The organism is Chromobacterium haemolyticum, assembly GCF_009936155.1.
Classification (GTDB): Bacteria; Pseudomonadota; Gammaproteobacteria; order Burkholderiales; family Chromobacteriaceae; genus Chromobacterium; species Chromobacterium haemolyticum.
In genome coordinates this window covers 572,852-592,924 of record NZ_AP019312.1, presented here as the reverse complement: position 1 = coordinate 592,924, position 20,073 = coordinate 572,852, and the positions used below count along the sequence as shown (strand labels likewise).

At 56.8% G+C, this 20,073-nt stretch carries 17 protein-coding genes; 15 read left to right on the top strand and 2 right to left on the bottom strand.

Annotated elements, in window-relative coordinates:
• Positions 1-2: 2 nt before the first annotated feature.
• Positions 3-659: a M15 family metallopeptidase gene (locus GYH29_RS02765; protein WP_019101084.1), complete on the bottom strand. Its 657-nt coding sequence runs from the start codon at positions 657-659 to the stop codon at positions 3-5.
• Between the two features lie 390 nt (positions 660-1,049).
• Between GYH29_RS02765 and tssJ the strand changes: the two genes are divergently transcribed.
• From tssJ to GYH29_RS02705, 13 genes are all read left to right on the top strand, one after another.
• Entirely contained in the window at positions 1,050-1,589 is a 540-nt protein-coding gene (tssJ, locus tag GYH29_RS02760) for a type VI secretion system lipoprotein TssJ (protein ID WP_019101085.1), read from the top strand.
• Positions 1,590-1,857: 268 nt separating this feature from the next.
• Positions 1,858-3,204, top strand: a complete 1,347-nt coding sequence (gene tssK / locus GYH29_RS02755) for a type VI secretion system baseplate subunit TssK (RefSeq protein WP_043594327.1) — start codon at positions 1,858-1,860, stop codon at positions 3,202-3,204.
• Between the two features lie 7 nt (positions 3,205-3,211).
• Positions 3,212-3,913: a type IVB secretion system protein IcmH/DotU gene (gene icmH / locus GYH29_RS02750; RefSeq protein WP_043594325.1), complete on the top strand. Its 702-nt coding sequence runs from the start codon at positions 3,212-3,214 to the stop codon at positions 3,911-3,913.
• A gap of 3 nt (positions 3,914-3,916) precedes the next feature.
• Positions 3,917-4,396 (top strand): type VI secretion system baseplate subunit TssE, encoded by a 480-nt coding sequence (tssE, locus tag GYH29_RS02745; RefSeq protein ID WP_043594323.1) that lies wholly within the window; start codon positions 3,917-3,919, stop codon positions 4,394-4,396.
• Positions 4,397-4,415: 19 nt separating this feature from the next.
• Entirely contained in the window at positions 4,416-7,445 is a 3,030-nt protein-coding gene (locus GYH29_RS02740) for a type VI secretion system Vgr family protein (protein WP_161523144.1), read from the top strand.
• A gap of 15 nt (positions 7,446-7,460) precedes the next feature.
• On the top strand, positions 7,461-11,978 hold the full coding sequence (locus GYH29_RS02735) for an RHS repeat-associated core domain-containing protein (protein ID WP_161523143.1): 4,518 nt from the start codon (positions 7,461-7,463) through the stop codon (positions 11,976-11,978).
• The gene (locus GYH29_RS02730) at positions 11,975-12,601 is read left to right on the top strand and encodes a hypothetical protein (protein WP_161523142.1); all 627 of its coding nucleotides are present in this window, start codon (positions 11,975-11,977) and stop codon (positions 12,599-12,601) included. The genes GYH29_RS02735 and GYH29_RS02730 overlap by 4 nt, the downstream gene beginning before the upstream one ends.
• Before the next feature lie 126 nt (positions 12,602-12,727).
• Positions 12,728-13,591, top strand: coding sequence for a hypothetical protein (locus GYH29_RS02725; protein WP_161523141.1), 864 nt, complete (start codon positions 12,728-12,730; stop codon positions 13,589-13,591).
• A 340-nt stretch (positions 13,592-13,931) separates the two neighbouring features.
• Entirely contained in the window at positions 13,932-14,348 is a 417-nt protein-coding gene (locus tag GYH29_RS02720; RefSeq protein WP_161523140.1) for an NTF2 fold immunity protein, read from the top strand.
• Between the two features lie 162 nt (positions 14,349-14,510).
• Complete coding sequence (locus GYH29_RS24960; protein WP_267882023.1) at positions 14,511-14,642, top strand: hypothetical protein; 132 nt, start codon at positions 14,511-14,513, stop codon at positions 14,640-14,642.
• Positions 14,639-15,331: a hypothetical protein gene (locus GYH29_RS02715; protein ID WP_161523139.1), complete on the top strand. Its 693-nt coding sequence runs from the start codon at positions 14,639-14,641 to the stop codon at positions 15,329-15,331. Before GYH29_RS24960 ends, GYH29_RS02715 begins: the two co-directional genes overlap by 4 nt.
• A gap of 114 nt (positions 15,332-15,445) precedes the next feature.
• Positions 15,446-15,751 carry a hypothetical protein gene (locus GYH29_RS02710; RefSeq protein ID WP_043594312.1) on the top strand — a complete coding sequence of 102 codons (306 nt, stop codon included), beginning with the start codon at positions 15,446-15,448 and terminating at the stop codon, positions 15,749-15,751.
• Positions 15,752-16,590: 839 nt separating this feature from the next.
• Entirely contained in the window at positions 16,591-16,845 is a 255-nt protein-coding gene (locus tag GYH29_RS02705; RefSeq protein ID WP_043594310.1) for a hypothetical protein, read from the top strand.
• Positions 16,846-17,189: 344 nt separating this feature from the next.
• Here GYH29_RS02705 and GYH29_RS02700 read toward each other — a convergent pair whose 3' ends face one another.
• A complete protein-coding gene (locus GYH29_RS02700; RefSeq protein ID WP_156187861.1) occupies positions 17,190-17,513 on the bottom strand; it encodes a hypothetical protein in 324 nt (107 codons plus the stop codon).
• Positions 17,514-17,962: 449 nt separating this feature from the next.
• On the opposite strand from GYH29_RS02700, the gene GYH29_RS02695 reads away from it, so the two are divergent.
• Positions 17,963-18,175 carry a hypothetical protein gene (locus GYH29_RS02695; protein WP_043594308.1) on the top strand — a complete coding sequence of 71 codons (213 nt, stop codon included), beginning with the start codon at positions 17,963-17,965 and terminating at the stop codon, positions 18,173-18,175.
• A gap of 297 nt (positions 18,176-18,472) precedes the next feature.
• Positions 18,473-20,065, top strand: coding sequence for an L-aspartate oxidase (gene nadB / locus GYH29_RS02690; protein ID WP_043594307.1), 1,593 nt, complete (start codon positions 18,473-18,475; stop codon positions 20,063-20,065).
• Positions 20,066-20,073: the final 8 nt, after the last annotated feature.

Here is a 20,073-nt window from a genome sequence, read left to right as displayed (position 1 = left end):
CGTTATTTTTTGAGCAGGGATTTCAGCGAGCCTGAGCGCTCGATATGTCCGAAATCCTTGAAACTCCAGTTGCCGCCCCAAGTCAGGCCGGCCGCCGTCGCCTCTTCCCCCAGCGCGTTGTAAGCCTGCATCGCCCAGGGATCGCGTTCCGATATCACTACCTTGCCTTCGCGGATGGGCGCCAGGTCCACCGCCAGCCCGTATTGGTGCTTGCTCTGTCCGCCCTTGGCCTTGGTCACCAGCGTGGTCTGGCCGGCCAGCGAGTCCTGGCGCTCCGGGCTGCGGTAGCCTTCCAGCAACACCATGGGGAAGCCCCTGGCCTTCATTTTTTCCATCACCCGCAGCACCACCTGCACAAACTCGGGATTCAGCTTGCTCCAATCCCGGTCCGCATGTCCCAGGCTGGGCCGCTCAGCTATGACATTGACAAAAGCTTCAGGTGGAAGCGGTGGCGGAGGCACCAGTTTTTCTTCCAACAGCGTTTGCTTAATTCTTATTCCTTGAGCATATTCCGCCGCCTCGAACTCCGGGCTGCGGTGAAAACGGTTTAGTTTCAGCGTGATCGCCACCGCCAGCGCCACCAACAGCAGCGACACCACCGGCAGCCACACCCGCCAGTAACGCGCGGCTACATTAGGCGCACGGCGCGACAGACGCAAAAAAGCGGCGCTTACCGCCCGCTTTTCATTTCGTTTTTCAGGTCTTCCGGCCACAAGCCCGCCCAAGGCCTCCGCCCCTGTCAACACAGGCTTTGGAGAGCGGTTTCCTTCCAAGATGCGGGGCTGTCCCAAGAAGAATTTCCAGCCCAGCCAAGACAGGAGCAAAACGATGCTAAGCACCAGAATCGGCAATATATAGTTCAAATGCATTTTGACGCGAGACAATAAATGACATTACAATTTAAATCAATAGCTTGAGCTACCCGATCTTGAATTTTAACAACCGTATGCAAATCAATTTGCGGCTGGGCATGCATTCCAATTAAACCAAAAATTTGGGATACTTTCGATAGCAGATAGTCACAAATCCAATCGTTAGGAACCGCCGTCATGATGAAAAAACGCCCCCGCTGGCAACAGGTCCGCACCCTGTTTTACGCCATTGCCATAGCCTCTCTGACCGCTTGTTCCAGCACCAAGACCATCGACATCAAAGCTGAGGGCAGCCCATCGCTAAACCGCGACGCTAAAGGCAAACCGCTGTCCGTAGTGGTGCACGTCTACCAGCTGAAAAACCAGCAGGCTTTCAACCGTCTGACCATGGAGGCGCTGTCCAGCGGCAAGCCTGAATCAGAACTGCTGGGCGACAGCCTGATCAGCAGTAAAGAACTGACCTTTTTGCCAGGTGGCAAAGTGACACTAGAAGACGTCACCATTGAAAAAGACGCTCAATTCATCGGCGTCGTCGGTTTTTTCCGCCGGCCGGACGCCCACTTCTGGCGTTTGTTGTACGACGCCGACGCCGTCCGCAGCAAAGACCTGAGCTTCCGCGCCGCGGATTGCCACTTGGAAGCCATCAAGCCCAAGTCCTTGACCATGCCCGGCCAGCCTGCGTCCGCCAAGGCGGACTGCGCCGCCAGCCGAAACTGAGGCCCGCCGCGGCGCCGGGCAACGCTGAAAATTAACAAACTCTTTTGCATGACAAGGGCGGCGCTCTTGCTGCAAAATGTCGCGCATTTTAGCGATCGTGTACACAGTTTGAACAGGGTGTTATTACCGGATGCGGACAGTCTTGGCCATGACGTGGCTCAAAGCCCGTTCGCTCCTTCGCCCACCGCGGCCTGGCCCGGCTGACAAGCCGATGAATTTTCAGGCGCAATTGAAATTGACGTAGGTATCCAGACAAGGTGTATCAGTAATGCAACAAGCCAAACGAGTGCTCTGGGGCGAAGGCATGTTCCTGCGCCCGCAGCACTTTCAGCAGCAAACCCTCTTGCTGGAACAGCATGTCGCCGCGCGGCAGCAACTGAGCCAGCGCCACGCTTGGGGCCTGCAGCATATTGCCTTGGACGAACAGGCGCTCAAGGGCGGCACCGTCCGCATCGACGCGCTGTCCATCCTGTTCCGCGACGGCACGCTGTACCAGGCGCCGGCCAGTGCGCCGCTGCCGCTGTCCCGCGACCTGAACACCTTGCCGCAAGCCGGCATCAAGACCACGCTTTACGCCTGTCTCGCCCATATGCAGCCTTACGGCGGCAATACCCGCAACGGCGAAGTCATGTCCCGTCCCACCCGCTTTCAAAGCGCCAGCGCGGAAGTGGCCGACCTCTACACCCAGGCGCTGGACGCCGACCTGTCCACGCTGGAGCTGGACGTGCGGCTGATGATCGAAGAAGAGAACCGCGACGGCTACGACGCCATTCCGCTGTGCCGGCTAGAGAAAGACGCCACCGGCCAGTGGGCGCTGGGCGGCGGCTTCATCCCGCCGCTGGCCACCGTGGAAGGCTCGCGCGAGGTCAGCCATATGCTGCGCCGCCTGCTGGACATCCTGCTGGTCAAGAACCAGGCGCTGTCCGGCGGCCAGCGCGAACGCGCCAAGAACGTGATGGAGTACAGCTCCAGCGACATCAGCTCCTTCTGGCTGCTGCACACGGTCAACCGCAATTTCGCCAAGCTGCGCCACCTGTCGCTGTCCAGCCCGCTGCACCCGGAAGAATTGTACCTGGCGCTGGCCGAATTCTGCGGCGAGCTGCAAACCTTCTCCACCCATTACACCCTGTCCGACATCCCGGCCTATCGCCACGACGACCTGCACGCCGTGCTGGCGGCGTTGGACACGCAGATCCGCGAACTGCTGGAAACCGTGATCTCCTCGCGCTACGCCATCATCCCGCTGCATTCGCCCAAGCCGTCCTTCTACATCGGCCGGCTGGAAAGCGACCGCCTGCTGGAGAACGTCGATTACTACCTGTCGGTGCAGAGCGAGTTGCCGGCCAGCCAGATCATCGACAGCGTGCCGCTAAAGATGAAAATCGGCGCGCCGGACGACGTGGAGAAAATCCTCAACTCCGCGATGCGCGGCGTGGCGCTCAGCCATGCGGCGCAAACCCCGTCCGCCATTCCGGTGCGGGTGGGCAACCACTATTTCGCGCTGGAACCGCATGGAGAGATCTTCGGCCGCATGCTTCAATCGCGCAGCATCTGCATCTATATGCCGCAAACGCTCTCCAACCTGACGCTTGAACTGATCGCCGTATTCCGCTGAGGCCGCCATGAACCAAACCGCCGCAACTCTCCAAGAACGTCCGCTGGCCGTAGCCGCCGCCTCGGCCCCCACCCTGCGCGAAATGCTGGAAGACGGCATCTACCTGCTGTTCCTGCTGCGGGACGGCAACGCCCCCAGCAGCGCGGTGGAGTTCAACCGCCGCGTCGACCAGTTCCTGAACCAGTACGAGCGCAACGCGCGCAACTTCGGCAAGGACCAGAACGCCATCAACCACTCCAAGTACGCGTTTTGCGCCTTGATGGACGAGATTATCCTGTCCTCGGAGTTCGACATCCGCGACGAGTGGGAGCGCATGCCTCTGCAACTGCGCTTGTTCGGCGAGCACCTGGCCGGCGAAGGCTTCTTCAACCGCCTGGAGCAGCTGCGTTTGGACCCGGCCGCCCATATCGAGCCGCTGGAAGTGTTCTACACCTGCCTGCTGCTGGGCTTCCAGGGCAAATACCTGCTGGAAGGCCAGGAAAAGCTGGGCTATCTGACCCACAAGCTGGGCCAGGAAATCCAGCAAGTGCGCGGCGGCAAGGCCGAGTTCGCGCCCAACTGGCAGCTGCCGCAACGCTTCCAGGCCTTTGTCCGCCATGAACTGCCGCTGTGGCTGTACTTCGCGCTGCTGGCGGTGGTGGGCGCCGGTATCTTCGTGGCCTACCGCTGGCTGCTGTCCAACCAGCTCCAATCCATTTTCGGCCTGTAAGCTATGCACAGCAGCCGCCACGCCCAGATCCTGCCGTCGGTGCTGGACCGGCTGCTGGACGACCAGCCGGACAACAGCCACGGCGCGGAAACCATGTTGTACGAACTGCCGCAGATCAAGCGCTCGCTGGCGCGGGATCTGGAAGCGCTGCTGAACACCCGGCTCGCGCCGCTCCAGGAACTGTTCGACATGTATCCGCAAGCGCACGACAGCATGCTGAGCTTCGGCATCCCGGACCTGTCCGGCATCAGCCTGCTCAATCCCCACGACCGGGAACTGCTGCGCGAACAGCTGCGCCGCGCCATCGAAGTGCACGAACCGCGCCTGTCCCGCGTGCGGGTCAATCTGGACGCGCCGCGCGAGATGGAGCGCCACCTGCGCTTCCGCGTCGACGCGGTGCTGAAAGTACATCCGCACCGGCCGCCGGTCACCTTCGACGCCACCCTGCAACTCTCCTCCAACGTATACAAGGTACAAGGCTGACCCAGCCTGACAGCGCCCCATGGACCTCAGCACCCTGCTCGCCAGCTTCGCCTCCGCCTTCAATCAAGACCAACGCCTGCTCACCCTCAGCCTGGGCGACGGCAGCGTGGCGGCCGAGCAACTGCTGCCGCTGAGCCTGGCCGGCGAGGAAGGCGTGTCCCGGCCTTACGCCTACCAGCTCACCTGTCTGTCCCCGGACGGGGCCATCGAACTCAAGACCCTGCTCGGTCTGCCGGCCCGCATCGGCATCCTCGACGCCGCCGGCGCGGAGAGCTTGCGTTGCGGCGTGGTGTCCAAAGTGGAGAGCCTGGGATCCGACGGCGGTTTCAGCCGTTATCAGCTCACCATCGAGCCGCCGTTCGCGCTGCTGCGGCATCGCGTCAGCTCGCGGGTGTTCCAGGACCTGTCGGTGCCGGACATCGTCAAACAGATCCTGGCCGAGCATCAGCAGGCCAACCCGGTGTTCGCCCGGGTGCAGACGCTGGACTTCAAGACCGGCCCAGCCTCGCCGCGCAGCTATTGCCTGCAATACCGCGAGAGCGATTACGACTTCATCGTGCGGCTGCTGCACGAAGAGGGTTATGCCTGGCGTTTCGATCACCTCGACGGCGACACACCACAAGTGCGGTTGGTCGCCTTCGACGACCCCTACAGCCTGCCGCCGGCCAGTGTGGAACGGGTGCGTTTCCACCGCAGCGACGCCACCGAGGCCGAGGACGGCTTGACCGAATGGAACGCCCTGCGCCAGATCGTCCCCGGCGCGGTGGCGCTGGCCAGCTTCGACTACCAGCCTGTTTCTACCCAGCACAGCGGCGACGACAGCCGCATTGATCAAGGCCAGAACGGCAAGGCGCTGCAGTCTTCCTTGCACGACTACGACCCGCAATCGCTGTACTACGCCGGCGACGCCGACCAGCTTAGCCACTACGCCCAACTGCGCCAGCAGGCGCATGACCTCAAGGCCAAGCAATTCAGCGGCGGCGGCAGCGTGCGCGGCCTGGCCGCCGGCCAGTGGTTCCGCCTGGACGACCACCCGGCCCACGACGGCGACAGCAGCGAACAGCGCGAATTCGTCGTCACCCGCCAAACCCTGAGCGCGCGCAACAACCTGCCGGCGGACCTCAAAGCGCTGGCAAAAGCAGAGGACGCCCAGCCCTTCCGCGCCGACTTCGACGCCCAGCGCCGCGGCGTGCCGCTGACCCCGGCCTACGCCCACACCGAGCTGGCCAAGCCCAAATCCCGCGGCGTGCAGACCGCCACCGTGGTGGGGCCGCAAGGAGAGGAAGTCCACACCGACCAACACGGCCGCATCAAAGTGCAATTCCACTGGCAACGGCCGGACGAACACCCGAGCATCGGCGCCAACCTGGACGACACATCCTCCTGCTGGCTGCGGGTGGTCATGCCCAGCGCCGGCGCCGGCTGGGGCCACCAATTCATTCCGCGCATCGGCCAGGAAGTGCTGGTCGACTTCATCGAAGGCGACATCGACCGCCCGGTGATCACCGGCGTGCTCTACAACGGCAGCCACCCGCCGCCGGACTTCAGCGGCGCCGGCGCCTTGCCGGCCAACAAAACCCTGTCCGGCATCAAATCCAAGGAACACCAGGGCGGCCAGTACAACGAACTGCTGTTCGACGACACCCCCGGCGAAGTGCGCGCCAAACTCAGTTCCGAACCCGGCAAAACCCAGCTCAACCAGGGCTTCCTCACCCACCCGCGCAGCAACGGCAAGGCCGAGCCGCGCGGCGACGGCTTCGAACTCAGAACCGACAGCCACGGCGCCATCCGCGCCGGCCACGGCCTGCTGCTGAGCACCGAAGCGCAGAACGGCGCGTCCGGCAAACAACTGGCGCGCGAACAGGCGCAAAGCCAGCTGGACGCGGCTTTGGGCCTGAGCCAAAGCCTGGCCGACACCGCCACTGGCCAGCAGGCCGACACCATGGAAGCCGGGCCGGAAGAAATCGGCGCGGACAACGCCAAAGCCGCCAAGAAAACCGAAGGTCATCTGCAACACCAAGCCGCCGCCTTGAAAGCCTGGGAAGCCGGCTCCAACACCGACAAAGACGGCAAGACCGCAAAAGACCAAGCCGGCCAACAACCGTTGATTGTACTGTCCGCGCCGGCGGGCATCGCCAGCCTGAGCCAGCAAAGCCAGACCGTGGCGGCGGGCACCAATCTGGACCTGGTGGCGCAGCGCGACACCAACCAGACCAGCGGCCGACGCTGGCTCCATAACGTGGGCCAGCACATCAGCCTGTTCGTCGCCGGGGTCAAGGACCAGATTGCACTGAAGCTGATTGCGGCCAAGGGCAAGGTGCAGGTTCAAGCGCAGAGCGACAGCATTGAGGTGACCGCGGATAAGGATGTGACCGTCACCGCCTGCAAGGGCAAGGTGGAAATCGCCGCCGGCCAGGAAATCCTGCTCACCAGCGGCGGCGGCTACATCCGGCTCAAGGGCGGCAATATCGAAGTGCACTGCCCGGGTGAAGTCAGCGTCAAGGGCGCCAGCCACGCGCTCACCGGCCCGGCCAGCCTCAGCACGCCCACGCCCACCTTCAACAAACCGGGCATGGGCAATCTGCAAGTCATTCACGATTTCGCCAACGGCTACTCCATGGACCAAGGCAAATTCGTGGTCACCGACGCGCTGGGCGTCAAGCACAGCGGCGTGCTGGACGCCGCCGGCAAGGCCATGGTCAACGGCCTGCCCACCGGGCCGGCGCAAGTACAGTTCCTGGGCCGCCCGCACAAGAGCGAGGCGGACATCTTCCCCTTTGTGCCGCAGCCGGAAGCGGCGCTGCAAAAAATGGGCGCCGCGGTGCAGCAGCAGGCCATGAGCCAGCTAGGCAGCCTGGTGGGCAAGGCGCTGCCGCCCGGCGCCGCCGGCCTGGCGCAAAACCTGGCCCAGGCCAAAGGCGCGGTGGACCAGGCCAAAGCCATGGCCTCCCAAGCCCAGGCCGCGCTGCAACAAGCGCGCGACATCAAACAACTTGCCTCCGGCGCGTCCCTCCCTTCCGCCGCCGGCATGATCAAGAATATCGTTTAAGAGCCCTTCTCCAACATGAGCACCGCAGCCCAAGCCAAACCCGTCGCCGTGATCAACGGCACGCCGCAAAACGCAGCCCAGGTCATCCAGCAAACCGGCAAGACCTTCGATCAATGGCTGCAAAGCATCAGCGACGGGCATCTGTCGGTGGACAGCCTCAAAACCATAGGCAGCGCGGTGCCCATCGTCGGCAACCTGATCTCGGTGGGCGACGTCATCGTCGATCTGATGGAGATGTCAGAAAAGAGCAAGAAAAAACAGGAAGTCGACGTTTTCGACTGGCTGTTTCTGGGCGTGGACCTGGTGGGCGTGGTGCCGGCTGCAGGCGGCCTGTTCAAAATGGGCGCGCGCCCCACGCTGAAGCTGTGCGCCAGCAGCGTGCGCCGCGCCGGCGGCGACTGGCTGAAAATGGAGCTGTCCGCCTCGCTGACCCAAAAAGTGGCCAATATGCTGCCGGCCGACTTCCGCAATATGCCGGACCAGTGGGTCAAGCACGTGGACAGCAAAATGCAGAGCACGCTGGAAACCTGCGGCGGCAAGGGCAAGGTCATCATCTCGGACCTGGCCAATCTGCTGATCAGCCTGGGCTCCGGCAACTTCAGCGGCTACGTCAAACAACACGTGCCGCAAGCGCCGGTCAAATACCACCTGGAGAAAACCAATAAACAAGGCTTCTGGGCATCGGTGGGAGCGGAACTGGACGCACTGAACCGCGCCGCCGCCAACGCCAAGAAAGAAGCCGCCGCCGGCATGACCGTAGCCGCGGCCAAGGGCATAGACATGGCGCTGAAAGGCAGCGCCGCCGCTCGCATGATGCTGAGCCTGGGCCGCACCTTGCTGGCCTGGGCCGGCCAGCTCACCGCCAAGCTGCTGTCCATGTACTCCAGCCACCTGAAGCCCTTGCTGAACAAATTGCTGGCAGCTTTCCTCAAGCACCTGCCCAAGAAGGCCGCCGCGGTGGCCAACAAAGTCACCAACAAGGCCAAGAAAGGCACCCAGCAGCTTTACCAGGAAGTCACCAGCCGCTTCAAGGGCAAGATCAAGCCGCCGCCCAAATGCGCCTGCGCCGCCTCGCCCAACAGCATAGGCTATGTGCTGGGCGAAGAATCGCTGCAGCATACCGACTTCAGCCTGCCCGGCGTGCTGCCCATCGTCTGGACCCGGCAATACCGCTCCAATTTCGACGGCAACGACGCCCACGGCGATCTGGGCGCGCGCTGGGGCGTGGCTTACGGCGCGCGCTTCGACATCGAAGGCGAAGCGCTGAAGCTCCACGACGACAGCTGCCGCACCCTGGACTACCCGCTGCTGCCGGTGGGCGAATCCCTGAAGGACGAGCTGGAAGGCTTCACCCTCAGCCGCCTGTCCGACACCCTGATCTCCCAGACCTACGGCCACGATCTGGTGCAACTATACGAACGCCACGGCGACAGCTTCCGCCTGGCGCTGATCAAGGACCGCGCCGGCAACAGCATCGCGATGAACTTCCGCGACGGCCGGCTGATCCAGCTGGTCAGCAGCGCCGGCTACGTGGCGGACCTCAGCCACGACGCGCGCGGCCGCATTGTCCGCATCAGCCTGCAAAACCCGGAAACCGGCCTGCCGCTGCGCACGCTGGCGCAATACCAATACAGCGAGATCACGCCGCTGGCCGCGGATGCCGGCGACCTGCTGGCCGCCAGCGATGAAAACGGACAAAGCTGGGGCTACCAGTACCAGCACCACCTGCTGACCCGCTACACCGACCGTACCGGCCGCGGCATCCACCTGGAGTGGGACGGCAGCCACCTGGACGCGCGAGCCGTGCGCGAATACGCCGATGACGGCAGCCAGGACATCCGCCTGGCCTGGGACGACAATATCGACCTCACCTACGTCACCGACGCCTACGGCCGCACCACCGAGTACTACTTCGACGACAAGGGCTACAACTACCGCATCATCTACCCGGACCACAAGGAAGAATGGTTCGACTACGACGCCCAGAAAAACCTGGTCAACCACATCTACCCGGACGGCTCGCAAGATAGCTTCACCTACGACGACAAGGGCAATATGGTGCTGCACGAGCGCCGCGACGGCAGTGAAGTGGCCTTCGCCTACGACGCCCAGGACAATCTGGTGGAGATCACCGATCCGCTGGGCGAAAAATGGCTGCGCGCCTACAACGACAAGGGCCAGCTGATCGAGGAAACCGACCCGCTGGGCCACAAGACCAAGTACGCCTACAACGAACAGGGCCTGCCGGTGGCCATCACCGATGCCAAGGGCGGCAAGAAGCAAATTGCCTACCGTCCGGACGGCTTGCTGCAGAGCTATACAGACTGCTCCGGCAGCGCCACCCAATGGCAGTACGACGAACGCGGCCGCGCGCAGTTGATCGTAGACGCGATGGGCAACGCCACCCGCTACCAATACGCGGCCAACGGCACCCTGCAAGCCATCGTCCAGCCAGACGGCCAGGCCACCCAGCTGGAACACGACGCCGAGGCGCGCCTGCTCAAACTCACCGACCCGCTGGGCCGCGCCACCCATTACGACTACGACAAAGCCGGCAGGCTGCAAACCCGCACCGACGCCAACGGCCATAGCCTGGCCTACAAATACGACAAGCTGGGCCGGCTGACCGCGCTGCGCAATGAAAACCACCGCCAGTATTTGTTTGAATACGATGCCGGCGGCCAGCTGATTTCGGAAACCGGATTTGACGGCAGCGCCACCCGCTACCACTACAACTCTGCCGGCCAGCTGGAAAAACAACAGGAAGGCGATGTCGCCACCCTTTATCGCTACGACCGCGCCGGCCGCCTGATCGAGCGCAGCGCGCCCGGCAGCCTGGAAAGCTTTGGCTACGACGCCGCCGGCCGGCTGTATCAAGCCAAGAACCGCTATGCCAGCCTGCGCTGGATTTACGATCCGGTGGGCAATGTAATAGAAGAACACCACGGCTATAGCGTGGCCGGCGTCAAGGAAACCTACCGCTGGCAACATGAACACGACCCGCTGGGCAACCGCATTGCCACCGTGCGCCCGGACGGCCGCCGCGTGGACATCCTCAGCTACGGCAGCGGCCACGTGCACGGCCTGCTGTTCGGCCAGCGCGACATCATCAACCTGGAGCGCGACAAGCTGCACCGCGAAACCCAGCGCGTGCTGGGCAATGCCTTGCAGCAGACCCTGGCCTACGACAAGGCCGGCCGCCTGGCCAGCCAGCGGCTGCTGGGCAACACCCAGTGGAACCGCCAATACCAGTACGACGTCGCCGGCCAGCTCACCGGCATCGCCGACAGCCGCGCCGGCCAGCTCAACTACCGCTACGACCCGGTGGGCCGCCTGCTGGAAGCCGCCACCCCCAAGGGCGTGGAAAGCTTCCGTTTCGACCCGGCCGGCAACCTGCTGGACAACACCCCGGCCGCCGATGGCCACCAGGACAACAGCCTGCTGGGCAACCTGCCCAGCCAGTACGCTGGCCGCCACTACCGCTACGACAGCCGCGGCAACCTGGTGGAAAAACGCGTGAACGGCGCGCTCACCAAGCTGGAATGGGACAGCCACAATCGCCTGTCCCGCCTGACCGCGCCGGACGGCCAACGCACCGACTACCACTACGATCCGCTGGGCCGCCGCATCGCCAAAACCCAGGCCGGCCAGACCACGCTTTACGGCTGGGACGGCGACGTGCTGGCCTTCGAAACCCGGGACGAACAAGCGGTGCATTATCTGTTTGAACCGGACAGCTTCGTGCCGCTGGCCCAAGTCCACACCGAAGCCGTGCGCGGCGTCAAAGTGCCGCGCTGGAGCCAGCACCGCCCCTATGACTCAGACCTGGACCCGCTACGCAAGCCGGCGCCAGAACCCAGCGAACCGACGGCGGTGTACTACTACCACACTGACCACCTGGGCACCCCGCAAGCGCTGACCGACGAGCAAGGCACGCTGGCGCTGGAAATGGACTACCAGGCCTGGGGGCAAGCACGGGAAGTCATCGCCGACGCCGCCAACAAGGCCGGCATCCGCAACCCCTTCCGTTTCCAGGGGCAGTACCAGGATGAGGAGTCCGGGCTGCACTACAACCGTTATCGCTACTATGACCCGGAGATCGGACGGTTTATTTCGCGGGATCCGATTGGGTTGATGGGTGGGATTAATATCCACAGTTATGCGCCAAACCCAGTTGAGTGGGTGGACCCATTAGGCTTGACAACGGTTATTTCAGCCAATAGCCGGACATCTGCATTGAGGAAAGCGCAACAACATGCCCAAGTTCCACGAGTTGGCCGAGGTGGACAAAACATTTCTATAGATGAACTAAACAAAGATAGCCAAGGACCAAATTGTGCTTGCCTCAAGAAACACGGGGTAAAAGATCTAGGTCGCAGAGGTATTGATGGTTCAGAAGTCTTTGACCACCCAGATGGCCACCCCAATATGGTTGGAGGGGACCAACCTGAACATCACGAGAGCCCGCATGTGCACGCGAAAGACAAACGGGGAAATAAAGTTATTGTAACTTACCCTGGAGCCAAAAAATGACAGAAAACACGATTCTTTATCACAAAGCTCAATTCCATCAATTCAAAAAGTTTTCCAGCACTAGAATTGACAACATCTGCGCACCAGAGACGGCTGAGTTCTCCTTGGTCATGGCTAAAAACAAAAACGGCAATATTGGATTTGATCAAAGTGAAGAAGGCCATGCCTTCATCAAATCCATGATTGCAAATTGTTATTTCTTAAACATACAAAATGAGCTTTGTCCTCCACAGGACACACCAATTGCCTATGTACCCCAATTTCTATTCAAAGATAACGATGGGAAATTTGAGAAACTATATGATGAACACCAAAAATATAAAAGCGATTTAAAAAAATACGAAATATTATCTCGTCACCGCACAATCTCTCCTCCGACAAAACCAGGTCTTACCCTTTTTTTAGACGATCCAATACTAAGCATTGATAGCGACACCTACGAGCTACTTACAAATTCGTGCCACTACATTTGCATAGCAAAAACATCAGGGGAATATGGCCATGGCGCTTTTGATGTATTCGCCAATGATCTTGACTATTTTCTCAAAGAACTAAGCACCTTAGCCAATGGAAAGTTCAAAATCATTGCCATTGACAACATCTCAAAACTCGCAAAATATTAATTACAGTAATTCACAAAAGACTCAGCTGCGGCATAAAATCAACTACTCCACCTAAACACAGCTCATACAATAATTGTGGCAAACAGAGAGGAAGTGTATCAAAGCACACCCCTTTAATGAGAAAATGTGGCCAAACACATTTACGTATTGGGATCCAGATATCAAAGCACTATCCGTTGTAATATATATTACACGGATGATGAAAAAGCAGAAAGAATTACAGCCAGCGGGAGGAACGAACACCTAGCTATCATCACATGGGAAATAGGCACATTTAAAATTCAATTCGCACATAAAAGCAAACCAAATGTTTGTTGCTGCTTAGGAGGCACAATGAATATCAAAGAAACTCCTGAGCTACTGCTGGCAACGAATCAATTAAGAAACATTTTCCATCAATTCAAAACGCAAGACTCACTACTGAATCGCATCCCGGAAGAAATCCACTCTATTAAAGAGTGGGTTTATTCCACGGCTGACAATCTTGATCCTCAACCATACCTAAACGAAATCAATGGAAGAAAGCCAGGACGGATTTTAAAAAAAACATACTCAGACCCATTTGAAGCCAAGTTAGATGGATACTACAGTCATGGCTTTGAAAAAAGCATATTAAAATTAACCATCCATCCATCCGAAATTAAATCCGTCATTCCGATAACCTATTTTTTACATGACGAAAAATTCAAGCTCCATTTAAATATCGAATATCTTATAAAAGATGAGCAAACAAAAAAAACAACCCTACAGGGGCTTGTTGGCTGCTTTCAAAACCAGAGCGACTCCGTTTTCATAAATGTCAGTGACTTAGATGAATACTTAATCACTGTCTACAAATATAGTGACAAGAAAATCAAAGAAGTTTTGCTATGGGGCAATACATGGTCGAATCAAGGGGTAAGAAATTTCAATTACAATCAAAATGGAGATTTAATTAACATAAGCTCCCCATCAAAAGATGGAACTGAAAGGATCATCTGGAAGAAATAATTTAACCGGCAGCCTGCTAGAATATTGCACAACGACAGCCTTAACTCATGACTAATATACTATTGATCTAATCGTGAGGCCTCCTAGCAAAAACAGCACAGCCTGTTTTACTACTCCGCTTAACTATTTGTTGCTTCGACCCACACTGACACAACGCACAGCGTCAAAGCCCCCAACTGGAACCAGTACCGCCCCTACGACCCGGATCTGGACCCGCTGCGCAAACCCACGCCGGAACCCAGCGAACCGATCGCGGTGTACTACTACTGACCACCTGGGCACCCCGCACCACTACGAGAGTCTTTGACAATCCTTTAACATGCTGTTGCGGAGAAAAAAAATGACCCCCCAAGAAACCATAGGGCAATACTTAAAAGAGATGCTCGATTGGGAAATAAGCTTCTACAAAGAGCAAAGAAGTGAAGCTTATAAAACCGATCCCACTGAGCGTGAAAAATCAAAAAAGATAGCAAGAGAAAAACTGCGCATCATATTTGAGAAGTATGTCAAAGATGGCGAACACAATAAAATTGCCGACGCCGCTTTAACTACTATGGCGGTGGGTCGCCCCCCGGCTTACGAACAAACCATTATTGAAGAAACATCCTCCACACACAATTATGTCAAAACAAAACAAAACAGTGGATTTGAAAATTTTTTCAAATATACTCTTCAAGAAAACGATTCAAAATGGCTGATTGAAAAATTACACTTCTCTACTGATGGGAAAAAATGGAAGCTTGCAGAGTCACTTTAAGAGAGGTTTTTTTCACAATCACCTCCTATCCCTCAAGCGCCTCTTCTATCTAAAAAAGAGTTCTGCTTAGGCTTCAGGGCAATTAAGAGTGCGGTTAGCCAGACCACACTCTACAGCTGGGACGGCGAGCTGCGGGCCTTCGAAACTCGGGGCGAACAAGCGGTGCACTATCTGTTTGAACCGGACAGCTTTGTACCGCTGGCCCAGGTCCACACTGAATCCGTACGCGGCGTCAAAGTGCCGCGCTGGAGGCAGTACCATCTCTACAACGCCTACCTGGAGCCGCAGACATGAAGAACACCTTTCCAGGCATTGAGCACGCTATCAGTATGAGGCAAAATCTCATCGGCGAACTAGCCTCATTAAAAAACGACACAGATGCACTTAACGCTGCCATTCACTTAGTAAGCAATATCACTGAATGGAAGTACTCCCGCGGCATACTCTATACTCCAGAACGTTTCTTCAACGAACTCTTAGAAGAAAGCCCTGGAAAACCGCTGCAAAAAAAGTACACATCGCCATTAGAGGCTAGAAGAAATGGCGTTGAAAGCGCGGGTTTCATCGATGACAGGCTTGTGTTAACAATAGATTCTGAGAAAGAAGATCCTGACTTTGTAAGGTTAACTGCAAACTTCATATCATACAAAAACTCTGAAATCATTATTCGCCGAACACATCATTATGATTTTACTGACAAGCCAGGCAAAAAGCCCGAGCTTGTTTCTCTGACTACAATCAAGAAATTATCAGAAAACATTGAAATAAGCGTAGGCATATCAACACGGGGCGACTACGGTTATAAGGCCTTCTCCTTTAATGAAAAAAATTTAGTCGAGCATATTTACGTACTGGGATCCAGATATCAAAGCACTATCCGTTATGACTTACACTACACTGATGATGATCAATTAGAAAGCATTACAACCAAGGGAAGAGATGGCTACCCAGACATCATCACATGGAGAAATAAGCATATTTAAAATTTAATGCACAGAAAAAATAGGCCAACGCATTTCTATGTTTAAGTACTACCGCTTCGGAAACCCGTACGCACGAACCAGATGAGTTGTGTGTGCAGCCATCGAGGAAAGCCCATGGCCAATATAGATGAGGTTTGGGTTGATCACATCTCCACCTTAATATTAAAAGCCAGATCAAGTGCCGGCATCACAGACATAGAAATAAATCAAGCCATTAGCAGCACAAATCAGTTAATTACAAAATATAAAGGCAAAAAATCTTTGCCGATGGCGATCGTAAATACTCTTATTGACATGCAAGCCAGCCTGATAACAAGTGCGGACTGGCATAAAAATGAGAAAAAACAAACTGCAATGTCGGAGACCATATACAAAGTCGCCTTACTCCTCTCCGATCTGGCGAGGGATATTACTGTTTAAACACAACAAACATCACAAATACCAATTGATTACCCCCCCCCAAAGAACCTACTCAATCCGTCACCTTCTAAATTCACCAAAATAAGAAACAGAACATGAAAAATTAAAAAACTCATGAAAATCATTGAAATAGAGCTTCCATTTTAGCAAAACCATCAATTCCACATCATTACTGCACACCAAAAAGATATAGCTTACGCTATTTTTCAATGCTGGGATGATGATGCTGAACCAGAGCTACACCACTCCGGATGCGTCAAATTTACCGACGTTATTGCAACGCAAGTACATAGTAAAACCAAACCCTACCTCCCTGATGATTTTGAATATAGGTCATCCATATACGAAGCCATCGACTCTGACTGGGTCTCAGAACACATAAAATCCATCAAAGAATGGTCGCATGAGGATTTGGCAAAAGAAAACTATCATCACTACATTGTGAACAGTCACGACCATCAACTATCCATTATTTGCAAAAACTTTACTGCTTACAAAACACCACCCATTTCAGAAATATCATTTTCATTACTCGACTTTGAAGTGGAATAAGTAATTTCAAAGTAAGCATTTAGCTTAACAGCAAACTTGCCACCAATAACTTTTAAAGCCTCTTCTCACACGTAATTACTACTCAATATGGTTTTAAAGTTCAATCAGAAATCTTGTTAGTCTCGGGCAAAAATCCTAATGGCCAGGTCTACTTTGAAATATGCACTTACCAAAGCACCACACCGAAACCCTGTGAACCGACGGCGGGGTACTATTGCCACACCAAGCACCTGAGCACCTCACAGACTCTGAACTGACAAACAGGGTGTACCAGCAAAGACTCTTAAATGAAATTCATCAACTTAGAAACAACTCAAGTCAAAAGTGCAATCAAAAAGATAGGCACCTCTAACATTATCGAAATAATAGAGGAAGGGTTAATGCCTGAAGCAGATATCTTGATCTGCAGATACAAAGGGAAAAACTTAAATATCAAAATCGACTTGGCTTATGGAGCGGAGATCTGTCCTGTTGATAGTTTTTCTCCTCAGGAGATCAAAGATTTAGAAGACAGTATCGTTGCAAACGTGTTCACCAACTAATTGGGTTCATTACTCCATATACGGCGAGAAAGTAGGGGGCATATCCTACAACCCCGAGATGGACACGCTGCGCAAATCCGCTCCGGAACTCAGCAACCGGACAGTAGTGCACAACCACCACACCGGCCATAAGCACCCCGCAGGCGCAGCCCAACGAACAAGGCATACCATCTTGGCTATGAACTACCGAGCCAGGAACCAGACACAAGGAGTTGTAGCGGCGGCATCAATCCACTGACGCAAAAAGCAAACTTGTCCTGCTCAGCCTGATGCAACAACGCCGACTCAAAGCCAAGTAGCAACCAGCTCAAAGCCCCGCCCGGGGCTTTGGTCGTTTGGGAGAGTTAAGCCAGTTCCTGCATTTGCACCGTGGTCTGCTGCAAGCGGCGGGCGAAGGGTTCCAGCAGGCAATACATCTGCTCGCACTCCAGCGTGTCCAGGTTGGATTGGTCCAGCATGGCCGCCAACGCGCTCAAAGCGCTGCTGACCTGGCCGAGTTCCAGACAGATCAGTTGAGCGCTGTGATGGAAGTGCTCGCCGTATTCGTCGAGCTGCTGCAACAATGGGTCAATCGGGTTCAACGAGGGATTTTGCTGACGCAAGCTTTTCAGTTGGAACAGCAAGGTTGATAGTGACGGGATGTGGGAAACTTGAGTGGCGCTAGTCATGGCGACTCCTTCTTGAGCATTATGCCCGCCCTCCGACGCTAAGCGGAGGCGGCGGGAACATGGCAGGATTAGCGTTACCGGCAAGAAGGATCCGGCGCGTGCAAGCACGCTCCCACCATGACCCGCCCAAGAGTAGACGTATCTATGGTGTGTTCGGACATGAGATGCCGCATGTGCGGCTGTCCGCCTTCTTGCCTCGGAACGCTAATTCCGGTGCTGATGCACAGCACGGTCGGATTATCACGTGCTTGGAGCTGGGAGACAAGGGCTGGGGCCGTTCTGCAGCGTCCCCTTGACCCTTTCCGAAGCCATGCGTGCCGTCAAAGTGCCCGTAGGAAGCAACATGAGGCCAACCGTTCAGACTCCGGCCTACTGCACAAAGCCACAACGGTGCACTACTATCCCTCCGTCTAACCCGGCCCCTCGCACTCATATGGAAGTCAAAAGACATGACAGAGCAAATTGATCAAGATGAAGTCTTAAGAGTATTTTCTTTAATTGAAAAAATTCACGAATTATTTCATCAGCCGGACAGTTACACCCTGAAAAATTTCCAGGAATTTGGCGAGAATAACTACTCAGAAATTCACGAAGCTTATTACAAGATTATTTGGAACTGGCTATCCGAAGAAAACCAAAACAGAATAATAGAGAATCAGTAAGTCGTTCTTTTGATACTCGATCGTTGGCAATATCACCTCATGCCCACAAGGAAAGACGACCTACCAGACATGGGGCTAGATGTGGAAAACCCCTCCTTGTGCGGCAAACGAGGCCCCCATCTTCAGGGCTAGAAAAGGCACCTAGCCTGCACGACAAGTGCTGACCGCTTCGACGTAATAAACTCCCACAAGCACACTCCACTTGAGCAGTGCTTGCCAGCCCCCTATCTGTCACACCAGCATGAAGTCTGCTACGCTGCCTATCCATTTCGACTCTGCGTCCTGCAGGATTTCATCATGCTCAAGTTTGATGTTCTGATCATCGGCAGCGGTCTGGCCGGGATGACCTTGGCCTTGCACCTGGCGGAAAGCCGCAAGGTGGGCCTGATTACCAAGCGCGATTTGCTGGAAGGCAGCTCCACTTACGCCCAGGGCGGCATCGCCGCGGTGCTGGACACCGAGGATTCGGTGGAAGAACACATCCGCGACACGCTGATTGCCGGCGCAGGGCTGTGCAACGAGGAGGCCGCGCGCTTCATTGTCGAGCACTCCAAGGAGGCCATTGATTGGCTGATTGCGCTGGGCGTGCCCTTCACCAAGGATGAAACCCACCGCACCGGCTATCACCTGACCCGCGAGGGCGGCCACAGCCACCGCCGCATCATCCACGCGGCGGACGCCACCGGCGCGGCGGTGACCAGCACGCTGGGGCAGAAGATCAAGGCTCACCCCAATATCACCGAGCTGGAAGAACATATCGCCATCGATCTGATCACCTCGCGCAAGCTGGGCCTGCCGGGCAACCGCGCTTACGGGGTGTACGCGCTGGACAAGCAGGCGGACCAGGTGGTGACCATTGCCGCCAAGCACACCATTCTGGCCTCCGGCGGCGCCGGCAAGGTTTACCTGTACACCACCAATCCGGACACCGCCACCGGCGACGGCATCGCCATGGGCTGGCGCGCCGGCTGCCGGGTGGGGAATATGGAATTCATGCAGTTCCACCCCACTTGCCTGTATCACCCGCACAGCAAGTCTTTCCTGATCACCGAGGCGGTGCGCGGCGAGGGCGGCATCCTGAAGCTGCCGGACGGCACCCGTTTCATGCCGGAGCACGATCCGCGCGCCGAGCTGGCGCCGCGCGACGTGGTGGCGCGCGCCATCGACTTTGAAATGAAGAAGCACGGCCTGGACTGCGTCTACCTGGACATTTCCTATAAGCCGGCCCATTTCATCCGCGAGCATTTCCCCAATATCTACGCCCACTGCCTGGAGCTGGGCATAGACATCACCCAGCAGCCCATCCCGGTGGTGCCGGCGGTGCATTTCACCTGCGGCGGCCTGGTCACCAACCTGACCGGCCACACCGATGTGGACGCGCTGTACGCGGTGGGCGAAGTGGCCTGCACCGGCCTGCACGGGGCCAACCGGCTGGCCAGCAATTCCCTGCTGGAATGCCTGGTGATAGGCAAGGCGGCGGCGGAGGACATCCTGGCCGCGCCGGAGATCAAGCTGCCCAAGATCCCGGACTGGGACGACAGCCAGGTGACGGACCCGGACGAGGAGGTGGTGATTTCCCACAACTGGGACGAGCTGCGCCGGGCGATGTGGGACTATGTGGGCATTGTGCGCACCAATAAGCGGCTGATGCGGGCGCAAAACCGCATCCGTCTGCTGTCCGAGGAGATCAACGAGTATTACCGCCATTTCCACGTCAGCAACGATCTGATCGAGCTGCGCAATCTGGTGCAAACCTCGGAGTTGATCGTGCGTTCGGCGCTGCTGCGCAAGGAGAGCCGCGGCCTGCACTACAGCCGCGACTATCCGGAGAAGCTGGAGCAGGCGCAGGAGACCATTCTGACGCCGGAGGCGCCGGCCGCTGAGCGCTAATCGCCCGG

Bases quoted from the DNA above. Each gene is read 5' to 3' on its own strand.
- tssJ (WP_019101085.1), top strand. From the start codon at position 1,050: ATGATGAAAAAACGCCCCCGCTGGCAACAGGTCCGCACCCTGTTTTAC.
- tssK (WP_043594327.1), top strand. From the start codon at position 1,858: ATGCAACAAGCCAAACGAGTGCTCTGGGGCGAAGGCATGTTCCTGCGC.
- icmH (WP_043594325.1), top strand. From the start codon at position 3,212: ATGAACCAAACCGCCGCAACTCTCCAAGAACGTCCGCTGGCCGTAGCC.
- tssE (WP_043594323.1), top strand. From the start codon at position 3,917: ATGCACAGCAGCCGCCACGCCCAGATCCTGCCGTCGGTGCTGGACCGG.
- GYH29_RS02740 (WP_161523144.1), top strand. From the start codon at position 4,416: ATGGACCTCAGCACCCTGCTCGCCAGCTTCGCCTCCGCCTTCAATCAA.
- GYH29_RS02735 (WP_161523143.1), top strand. From the start codon at position 7,461: ATGAGCACCGCAGCCCAAGCCAAACCCGTCGCCGTGATCAACGGCACG.
- GYH29_RS02730 (WP_161523142.1), top strand. From the start codon at position 11,975: ATGACAGAAAACACGATTCTTTATCACAAAGCTCAATTCCATCAATTC.
- GYH29_RS02720 (WP_161523140.1), top strand. From the start codon at position 13,932: ATGACCCCCCAAGAAACCATAGGGCAATACTTAAAAGAGATGCTCGAT.
- GYH29_RS02715 (WP_161523139.1), top strand. From the start codon at position 14,639: ATGAAGAACACCTTTCCAGGCATTGAGCACGCTATCAGTATGAGGCAA.
- GYH29_RS02710 (WP_043594312.1), top strand. From the start codon at position 15,446: ATGGCCAATATAGATGAGGTTTGGGTTGATCACATCTCCACCTTAATA.
- GYH29_RS02705 (WP_043594310.1), top strand. From the start codon at position 16,591: ATGAAATTCATCAACTTAGAAACAACTCAAGTCAAAAGTGCAATCAAA.
- GYH29_RS02700 (WP_156187861.1), bottom strand. From the start codon at position 17,513: ATGACTAGCGCCACTCAAGTTTCCCACATCCCGTCACTATCAACCTTG.
- GYH29_RS02695 (WP_043594308.1), top strand. From the start codon at position 17,963: ATGACAGAGCAAATTGATCAAGATGAAGTCTTAAGAGTATTTTCTTTA.
- nadB (WP_043594307.1), top strand. From the start codon at position 18,473: ATGCTCAAGTTTGATGTTCTGATCATCGGCAGCGGTCTGGCCGGGATG.